5 protein-coding genes are annotated in these 9,242 nt (G+C 46.1%); 1 reads left to right on the forward strand and 4 read right to left on the reverse strand.

From position 1 onward, the window contains the following. Window positions 1–260 precede the first annotated feature (260 nt). Complete coding sequence (locus ACLFWI_RS20475; RefSeq protein WP_446414439.1) at window positions 261–1,526, forward strand: RNA-guided endonuclease InsQ/TnpB family protein; 1,266 nt, start codon at window positions 261–263, stop codon at window positions 1,524–1,526. Between the two features lie 75 nt (window positions 1,527–1,601). Here ACLFWI_RS20475 and ACLFWI_RS20480 read toward each other — a convergent pair whose 3' ends face one another. The 4 genes from ACLFWI_RS20480 to ACLFWI_RS20495 all read right to left on the reverse strand — a co-directional run. Then, complete coding sequence (locus ACLFWI_RS20480; RefSeq protein ID WP_446414440.1) at window positions 1,602–2,909, reverse strand: SWIM zinc finger family protein; 1,308 nt, start codon at window positions 2,907–2,909, stop codon at window positions 1,602–1,604. A gap of 17 nt (window positions 2,910–2,926) precedes the next feature. Next, entirely contained in the window at window positions 2,927–4,543 is a 1,617-nt protein-coding gene (locus tag ACLFWI_RS20485; protein WP_446414441.1) for an ATP-binding protein, read from the reverse strand. A 114-nt stretch (window positions 4,544–4,657) separates the two neighbouring features. Further along, window positions 4,658–8,059, reverse strand: a complete 3,402-nt coding sequence (locus ACLFWI_RS20490; protein WP_446414442.1) for a PAS domain S-box protein — start codon at window positions 8,057–8,059, stop codon at window positions 4,658–4,660. A gap of 506 nt (window positions 8,060–8,565) precedes the next feature. Further along, window positions 8,566–9,242, reverse strand: a 677-nt coding sequence (locus ACLFWI_RS20495; RefSeq protein ID WP_446414443.1) for a type I glyceraldehyde-3-phosphate dehydrogenase, incomplete at its 5' end; no start/stop codon positions are given.

A 9,242-nucleotide genomic window follows, 5' to 3' on the forward strand; every position in this document is an offset into this window, starting at 1 on the left:
TTTTGGGCTTAGACATAAATACTCCTGAGTTTTAGGTATTGTAGGTTGGGTAGAGCGATAGCAAAACCGAATAGGAGTTAGGTTGAAGCCAGCCAACCTAACAAAATATAAGGCTAAAGCCTTTACAGCATGAGCGATGGTGAAAGCCCCCGTACTTCAGTCGGGGGATGAAACCGAGCAAGTCGTAAAGACAGCGGGATTTATCCCGCAATAATCCCCTTAAGTAATATAATATAACCATAAATAAGGAGGTGATGTTCTTGTACGGTTGTCAGCAATTACTATTAAATCCAGCTCAAGAGCTAACCGCCGTTCTAGAGTTTATTTGCACCGAAGCGAATAACTTAATGAACTGTGGTATTTATTATGCTCGTCAACTCTGGTTTAAGTGTCGGCAGACTATCGGTAAATATGACTTAGAAAAGGAGTATAAAAATAACAAACATTTCCAGGCTCTCTATTCTCAGGTAGCTCAACAAGCGCTAAGAACGGTTAGCGAATCGTTCAAGTCGTTTGATGGGTTGATGAAGGCGTTCAGAAAAGGAAAGATAGCGGACAAGCCTAGATTACCTAAGTATTTAAAAAAAGGCGGTCTTTCTGTTGTCAGTTATCCTAAACAAGCTTTGAAGATTAAAGATGGTCAAATTAGAGTGCCGCTAGGAACGCTAGTCAAGACATGGTTCAAGATAGCGGATTTCTTTATTTTTATGCCATCTAATCTTGCCTTCAAAGACATTAAAGAGCTGAGAATCCTTCCCCGCAACGGTTGCTTCTATGCTGAGTTTGTCTACCTCCTGCCTTCTGTAACAGCAGATGTAGACTCTTCACGGGTGCTAGGAATCGACCCCGGACTCGACAACTGGATGACCTGCGTTTCTAACGTAGAGACCAGCTTTATTGTTGATGGACGTAAACTAAAGAGTCTTAATCAGCTCTACAACAAACGGGTGGCAACCATTAAGTTGGGGAAAGCTCAAGGATTTTGGGATGAAGAATTAGCCTCTCTCACAGAAAAGCGCAATAGGCAAGCAAGAGATGCGGTTAACAAAGCCGCTCGTGTTGTTGTCAGCCATTGTCTCCAACATCGAATTGGAACAGTTGTTTTCGGTTGGAATCGACGCAATAAAGATGGAATTGAGCTGGGGAAAAAGACGAATCAAGAGTTTGTTCAAATTCCTACCGCTCGTCTTAAAAATAGGATTGAGCAAATGTGCGAACACTATGGAATTCAGTTTGTAGAAACTGAAGAAAGTTATACCTCTAAAGCTAGTTTTCTCGACAACGATCCTCTGCCTGTATTCGGCTCCAAGCCGGAAGGGTGGATGCCGAGTGGAAAGCGAGTCAAACGAGGAATGTACCGCACCAAAAATGGAAAGTTTGTCAACGCCGATGCTAACGGTGCTGCCAATATCCTCCGCAAAGTAGAGATACAGCTAGGTCTTAATCTAGCCAAGGTCAGTAGGGCGTTTTTGACTGCGCCATCCAGAGTTTTCCTCTGGAACTCTAAGAAGATAAAACTTTCATGACGCGGCTTTAGCCCGTCCCGCAGTATCCTCTTAGAATCCCCCGCGTTTCAACCGGGGGAGAAGTCAATACGAACATTATCGAAACACAATAAACTGATGTTGGGAACAAGCACTTAAGGGAAAAAAGTGATCACCATTCCATTCGCCAAACACGGTGATGGGATGTCCCCCACTCAGGGCAAATAACTGCCAACCCTCTGTAAATTTGGGGGTGAGGCGTAATATCTGGTTAGCATCGTCGCGCAATGCCCAACCTTGGTGATATTTCTGGGGAATAACTCCTTGTAAACTTAGGGGAAATTGCTCTAACCAGGGTTGACAAGCTAAAGCATTTGTGTATTGAGTTAGGGCAGTTGCGATCGCGCTTTCCCCTTCCATTTCTGTAAAGGGTATGGCTGGGGCGTGACGGGTTTTGACAATTGCCCGCAACGGATAAGCGCTGACAAAGAATCCTAAATCGGCGTCGAGGAGAGTACCGGGGATGAGACTGGTGTCTAGGGGTTGAGAATGATGGGCAAAGGTCAGGATGAGGGCGAATCGATGCGTCTGTTGTCCTTGTAACCATATCCGTTGCGCTTTCAGGTTATCCTGGTCTTCGATACACTGTCCTAAAATTAACCAGCGATCGCGGATAATCGAGGTAGCGGTTTCTTCTTTTTGTCCCCAACCTATCGCCGTGCGGATATCGGCTTGCCTGTCTGAGGGTAATGTTTCTAGGCGTTGAAATCCTTGGAGTAACAAATACAAGCGTCCCAACCGTGCCAAGAGGCGTTCTTGCCAACCCACCCCCGTATACGGAATCCCGGACATCTCCTGTAACTGACGCGCCAATCCTGGGGCTTGAGCATCAATCATTCGGGCGGCTACCGTATCCCAGAAACTATAGTCTTTTTCTGGTAACTTGGCTAATCCCTGACGGACTAAATCACGCAACCAACGGTCTAATTCTTGCACCCCGGCGGTAACATTTTCCTCCCGTTTGGCGGCGCGTTTGGCTTTAGCCACGGGATCAGTAACGTTTTCTGATTTTTCTACCTTCTGCGCCTGTTTTTGACGGCGAGTGCTAATCCAATCGTTTACCCAATCAGGGGATTGATTTTGGTTAAAACTATCGGGTTGATTGGCAAAGAGTAATAAGAGTCCGAGTCCATGTTTGCAGGGAAATTTACGACTCGGACAACTGCATTTAAATGCCGTTTCACCTAAATCGATTTGGGTTTGATAGAGGTTACTTCCACTTCCTTGGCATTCTCCCCACACCGCCTCCTGATTTCGTCCCAATCCTTGCCATTTAGATAAGCGTGCCAAGCCTTGACCATTTTGGGCAGACTTAGCATCGGGGGCGAGTGCGAGGATTTGTTCCGGAGTCCAGGTAATAGCCATGTTCGTAGTGGCGCCTTTTATCCTTCCACTGATTCCGCCACGGGCAAGATTATTGTAAACGTGGTTCCTGCGCCAACTTCACTCTCAACCTCCACTCTACCTTGATGCAATTCTACACATTCTTTCACAATCACTAATCCCAATCCTACACCAGGAGTAATGCCAATATTACTGGCGCGATAGAATGCTTTGAATAATTTTCCTTGATCATCCGGGGGAATACCAATGCCTTCGTCAGAAACCCGCAGCCGTATTTCCTGGGCTTGAGGACTTAGTTCTACCTCAATTAATCCTCCCTCTGGAGAATATTTGATAGCATTAGACAATAGGTTATCGAGAATGAGTCGGAGTAGGTTGCCATCTAAGACGCGATCGCACTCATTAGGGCAGATCAGGTTCAGGGTATGTTTTCCAGTGAATTTGGGGCGCACCGCTGCAATCGCCTCACCCAGGAGTTCCTCAACATTAACCAAAGTGGGATTAAATTCCAGGGCTTGAGTTTCGGCTTGCTCAATGAAAATCATATCGTTGACTAGATTCGTCAGATGCTCAACCGACTGTTTCACCCGTTGGAAATGGGTTTGTTTTTTCTCCGGCGTCAAGCGATCGCTATATCTTTGTAACATTTCCGTAGACGACAAAATCGTTGTCAGGGGAGTCCGGTACTCATGGGACACAGTAGCAACAATTCGAGATTTCAATTGGCTCAATTCTCGTTCTCTAGCTAGGGCTACCCGTAACTCTTCTTCTAGCTGCTGGCGTCGGACAATTTCGGCTTCTAGTTGTTGGTTTTGCTGTCTTAATTGGGCTGTACTTTCAGCGACTCTTTGTTCTAATTCGGCATTAGTTTGCTCTAGCAAGGCTTGGATTTGTCGTTGCTCAATCGCATCATGAAATACCAATACAGCTCCCAGGATCTGTTCGCTATCATTCTTAATCGGAGCCGCACTATCATCAATGGGAATTTCTTCACCCTCTTTATTAATCAGCAGCGTATGATTTTCTATAGTTACAGTTTTACCTGTTTGTAGAGACACAGTGACTGGGTTCGGAATGGCTTCTCGTGTCATTTCATGAATGGTGGGAAAGATTTGATTCAAATCTTGACCTAAGGCGTCTTGTTGCGTCCATTTTGTTAGCGCCTCAGCTACCGGATTCATAAACGTGATCGCCTGTTGCGGATCAGTGGTAATAACCGCATCACCGATACTTTTTAGTGTCGTGGCTAGCCATTGCTCTCGCTCCCGAAGCTGTTGCTCCATTTTATGTTTGTAGAGCGCTACTTCAATCGTGGTGGATAAATCTTTGGATTCAAAGGGCTTCAGCAAATAACCATAGGGTTCGGTGAGTTTAGCCCGTTCCAGCGTCTCCTCATCATTATAGGCAGTCAGATAGATAACGGGGAGTTGAAACTGTTGGCGCATTAGAGCCGCCGCTTCAATGCCATCGATTTTACCTTTGAGCCGAATATCCATCAACACCAAGTCGGGAGGATTTTCAGGGATTCCCGCGATCGCGGCTTCGGCAGATATCACATTGGCGGTTACACTATATCCGAGGGCTTCTAGTCGATTTTGAATGCTGAGGGCGACAACTCTTTCATCTTCAACAACTAAAATTTTTGCTTTAACCATTTGTTTAATTGAAAAATACACATAGATAAGAGAATAAAATTAAGTCGGCGTTTAACACCAGAGCAAGTTATGTCCAATAAGTAAGATAGACATGCCATAACACGTCTCTACGGTTTAGTTACAAGTTTCGATTGGAAAACTAATATTCACTTCTGTTCCCTGATCCAGCTTAAAGCTGATATCACCCTCCAATTGTTCAGTCAGAACATTAATTAATTGTAAGCCTAATGATTTAGGATTGGCAAATTCCAGATCCGGTGGAAATCCAACGCCGTTATCTTTGACTGTTAGGTGACATCGATCCTCAGATGCTGCGGTCAGGATCACCTCAATCGTCCCTTCTTGACCATTTGGAAAGGCATATTTGAGCGCGTTAGACACTAATTCACTAATAATCAAACCACAGGGAATAGCGGCATCAATCGTTAAATTAACCTCATGAATATGAAATTCTAAGTTAACTTGGTTATATTCAAAAATATAGATCTGAAACAAATAACTGGTCAAATTCTCAATGTACTCGGCAAAATTGATCCGGGCAAAATCTTGAGACTGATACAATTTCTCATGCACCAACGCCATTGACTTAACCCGATTCTGACTTTCCTGGAACAGTTCCACCGTCGTTGGATCGGTAATGTACTGAGATTGTAAATCTAAAAGACTGGAAATCACCTGCAAATTATTTTTAACCCGATGGTGAATTTCCTGGAGCAAGACTTCTTTTTCCCGCAAAGAGGCTTGAATTTGGATTTCAGCCTGCTTGCGCTCCGTGATATCCAGGTTAATTCCCATCATCCGCACAGGCTGACTCGTTTCATCATAAAATACCTGAGATTTGCTTTCCACCCAACGCAGGTTACCATCGGTTCTGATAATCCGAAATTCAATATCATAGCAATCTTCCTGCTCATCAATCGCTCGGCGATCCGCTTGGTGAACGCGATCGCGATCCTCAGGATGAACCATTTTCAGAAACGTTTTGTAGCTAATCTGCGTGGTTTTGGCATCTAATCCATACAGGTGTTGCAGGTGATAGGAACAGGTAATTTGTTCCGTCTCCAGATTTCTATCCCAGAATCCCATACGCGCCGCATCTAGGGCTAAACGCAACTGTTCTTCTCGCTGACGTAGCTGTTCTTCAGCCAGCTTACGTTCTGTCACATCTAGGTTCAGCCCAATTGTCCAAATAGGCTGATCAGTTTTGTCATAAATAATCTGACCTTTGCTTTGAATCCAGCGCACAATCTGATCGGGCCAAATAATCCGATATTCAAGGTCATAATCCTCCCCAGTTTGAATCGCCCATTCCATGCTTTGCTTAACCAGTTCTTGGTCTTCCGGATGAACCTTTTCTAAAAAGGTTTTGTAGGGAATTTCTGGACGATCAAATGCCAATCCATAGAGTTGTTCCAAGCGATAAGACCAAGTAATCATTCCGGTTTGCAAATTCCAATCCCATTTTGCCATCTGGGCGGCATCGAGGGCAAGACGTAAACGGGCTTCACTTTGTTGTAAGAGTTCCTCTGCCAGTTTACGGGCGGTGATATCGGTACTCACGCCGAGGACTTGAGTCACCTGTCCATCTGGAGCCACCAACGGAGTTTTAATGGTTTGATACCAGCGAATTTCACCGTTTTGATCCCAGGAAAACTCTTCAGGAATGAACTTGGGCTGTAAGGTAGTCAATATCTCTTGATCTTCAGCCAGGAAGCGTTCCACATCTGCTGAATCATGATGGAGTTGGGCAGTTGTTTTTCCCAGTAATTCCTCGACAGGAATCCCCCGATGTTCGGCAAACATGCGATTGGCTAAAATATACTGACCGTCTTGGTCTTTGACATAAATTATATTGGGGTTGGTATCAATAATGGTTTGCAGAAAATCCTTTTGGTTTTGTAAGGCTTGCTGGGCTTTTTGGCTCTGAGTGACATCAATTCCCACACAAACAATATTTGTTCCTTGCTGATATTTTTGCGTCGCAATTAGGTGATAGTGACAGGAACCATTGATATTAATTTCCAGGATATTTTGGTCAGTTTGAACCGAACTGGCGATAAACTGTTCAATATAGTTGACAAAGGTCGGATTATTATTGAGAAAACCTAGGGGTTGACCGACAAAGTCGTCCGGTGACAGGTTGAATATATCTGCCAAATATTGATTAACTCCCAGATATCGTCCTTGGCGACTCATCCAGGAGACGCAACCGGGTACTGCATCCAAAACCGCTTGCAGTTGCTCCTTGGCTTGTTGTAATTGTATCTCTATGGTTTGACGGTGAGTAATTTCGTGCTGGAGGCGGGTATTCGTTTGTTCGAGTTCGGCGGTGCGTTCCTTAACCCGTTGTTCCAAATGGAGATGAGCCTGTTGCAACAGGAATTCCGCTTGTTTGCGATCGCTAATATCTTGAATCAGAGCGATCGTGTACTCGGATAACCCATTCGCGCCACGAACAGCTGACGCCGACACATGCACCCAGACTACATGACCTTGCTGGTGAAGATAGCGTTTTTCGGCGTTGATGTGAGTGATTTCCCCGGTGATCAGTTTCTGTAAGTCTTGATAGCATTGGGTTATCTCATCGGGATGGATAAATAGATGGAACGACTGATTTAATAATTGGTCAGCGCTGTAGCCGAGGATATCTTGTAGCGCCTGATTGGTATGCAGAACCCGTCCTTGAGCATTGGCGATCGCCATCCCAATGGGTGCCAACTCAAATACTGTGCGGAAACGGGCTTCACTCTCCCGCACTGCTTGTTGAGCCTGCTGAATGTCGGTAATATCGCGGCACACGCTGAGGACAAATTCGACGGAACCATCCGGGGCAAATTCGGGAACCAGACGCGATTGGTAATACCGTTGTCCATAGGGAGTCAAGAACGTGAATTCACTCTCATTTTCCTCACCCTTTTGAAACACCGTTTGTAAGGATTCCTCCCATATGGGAATAAGAGTTTCTGGTAATCCTAATTCCCGGTGGGTTTTGCCCAAAAAGTCTTGATAAGGAATACCAGTTTCCTGTTCAATGACGGGGTTGACGTAGACATGACGCAGATGGCGGTCAAATCGAGCGACAATATCCGGAGAATGATCCAGTAGGGCTTGAAATTCCTGTTCTCGCTGATTGAGCGTATCCTCAACCTGTTTGTCTTCGGTAATATCTTCAGTAATCGTGGCGAGGAGGACTTGAGGAACATCGGGCTGGCTTTCCCCCCAGGGATTCGGCATGATAAAAGAGCGCGATCGCACCCAGCGGATTGAGCGATCGGATTTGACAATGCGATACTCTTGTGGTAATTCACTCCCAGGGTGTTGCGTCCAAGCCGCCGCTACTCGCTCTCGATCCTGGCGATCGATCACATCCAGGATACACTGCATATACCCTCCCGGATGACTGGATAATTGGTCAGGGGTGTGACCCCACATCTGCTCAGTCGCCGCATTAGCGTATAATAGTCGACGCCGATTTACCGAGGTCAACCAAAAGACATCCGCAAAAGGTTCCGTCATCACTGTATCCTTGATCTGGATCTGGCTAAAAAAGATCTGCCTAGAAAAATTTTAAAGACGACCAACCCGGTTGTCTTCGACAGCCCTATAAAAAAATACGATTTTACGGAATCCGGTTCGGGATTGTCAACCAAAATTAACCCCGCCTTACTTCGGGAAGGCGGGGATTGCCGCGAATTATGTTGATTTTGTCGAGGAGCTGAAGGGGTGACAAGCCGTCTAAAACCTTTAAAAATCTGGCTTTGAGTGACATTAGTATCTCCAAAGATGAAGCCTTATTGACACCCTTATTGACAGATGAAGACCACAGCCATGAGATATGGGATTAGCGAAGCTTTGCGCAGGGGGTATGGGGGAGGCGCTCGTCCCCCATCGGGGGGTCTGGGGGGCTGGTCCCCCAGAAACAACCGCTATCTTTGACCCTATCTGTGACAAGAAGAAATGGGCTAAAAGCAGGATAGCTCAACACTTCAGCTAGCTTGTCACCCCGTGAAGTTGAGGTGGTTCTACCCTTTCGCTGCCATGGACAGGATTAGGTCAATCATGCGATTAGAATAGCCCCACTCGTTGTCATACCAAGCCACGACTTTGAAAAAGTTGGAGTTGAGTTCCATACCCGCCCCCGCGTCAAAGATGCTAGAACGGGGATCAGTGGTGAAGTCTGTGGACACCACGGAGTCATCTGTATATCCCAGAACCCCTTTGAGTTCTCCTTCCGAGGCTTTCTTCATCACGTCACAGATTTCTTGATAGCTGGTGGCTTTATCAGTACGGAAGGTGAGGTCAACGACCGAGACATCGGGCGTGGGTACGCGGAATGCCATGCCGGTAAGTTTGCCTTTGAGTTCCGGTAGAACCAAGGTAACGGCTTTGGCTGCACCGGTAGAGGCGGGGATAATGTTTTGCGCCGCACTGCGTCCAGCCCGCAAGTCTTTCTTACTCGGTCCGTCTACGGTGGGTTGGGTAGCAGTCATGGCGTGAACGGTGGTCATTAAACCTTCTGCCAAACCGAAGTTGTCTTGAATGACTTTGGCAATGGGAGCGAGGCAGTTGGTAGTACAACTGGCGTTGGATACAACCGTATGCTTGTTGGGATCGTAGCTCTGATGATTCACACCCATCAAGAGCGTGGGGACTTTTTCCGGGTCTTTTTCTTTGGTGGGAGCCGAGATGACGACTCGCT

Origin of the sequence: Coleofasciculus sp. (assembly GCF_046539235.1) — a bacterium.
Taxonomy (GTDB): domain Bacteria; phylum Cyanobacteriota; class Cyanobacteriia; order Cyanobacteriales; family Coleofasciculaceae; genus Coleofasciculus.

Bases quoted from the DNA above. Each gene is read 5' to 3' on its own strand.
- ACLFWI_RS20490 (WP_446414442.1), bottom strand. From the start codon at position 8,059: ATGACGGAACCTTTTGCGGATGTCTTTTGGTTGACCTCGGTAAATCGG.
- ACLFWI_RS20485 (WP_446414441.1), bottom strand. From the start codon at position 4,543: ATGGTTAAAGCAAAAATTTTAGTTGTTGAAGATGAAAGAGTTGTCGCC.
- ACLFWI_RS20480 (WP_446414440.1), bottom strand. From the start codon at position 2,909: ATGGCTATTACCTGGACTCCGGAACAAATCCTCGCACTCGCCCCCGAT.